General features: G+C 68.2%; 1 protein-coding gene. It reads left to right on the top strand.

The genetic code is table 11. The features are described 5' to 3' along the window. Nucleotides 1-550, top strand: a 550-nt coding sequence (locus Y887_RS17630) for a SulP family inorganic anion transporter (protein ID WP_046965587.1), incomplete at both ends; no start/stop codon positions are given.

Here is a 550-nt window from a genome sequence, read left to right as displayed (position 1 = left end):
GGCGGCCGGCCTGCTGGCCGGCGCGGTGCAGATCCTGTTCGGGCTGCTGCGGTTGGGCGTGTTGATGCGCTTTGTCAGCAGCTCGGTGCGCACCGGCTTCGTCAACGCACTGGCGGTGCTGATCTTCGCCGCGCAACTGCCGCATCTGCTGGGCGCCAACCTCACCACGTGGGCCATGCTCGGTGTGGGCCTGGCAATCATCTACGGCCTGCCGCGGTTGCGCGTGCCGGGCCTGTCGGCGATTCCCTCGCCGCTGTTGTGCATCCTGCTGTTGACCGTCGCCGGCACCGCTTTGCACCTGCCGCTCAAGACCGTGGCCGATCTTGGCAAGCTCCCCACTGCGTTGCCGTTCCTGCAATGGCCGGCGGTGCCGATGACGCTGGAAACGCTGCGCATCATCGCCTTGCCGGCGTTGGCCATCGCCATGGTGGGCCTGCTCGAATCGCTGATGACCGCGCGGGTGGTCGACGAACTCACCGACACCCCCAGCGACAAGAACCGCGAATGCACCGGGCTGGGGATCGCCAACGCGGCGGCCAGCCTGTTCGGC

The organism is Xanthomonas pisi DSM 18956, from assembly GCF_001010415.1.
Lineage (GTDB): Bacteria > Pseudomonadota > Gammaproteobacteria > Xanthomonadales > Xanthomonadaceae > Xanthomonas > Xanthomonas pisi.
The sequence above is the reverse complement of the archived record's forward strand: the minus strand, read 5'-3'. Positions and strand labels throughout refer to the sequence as shown.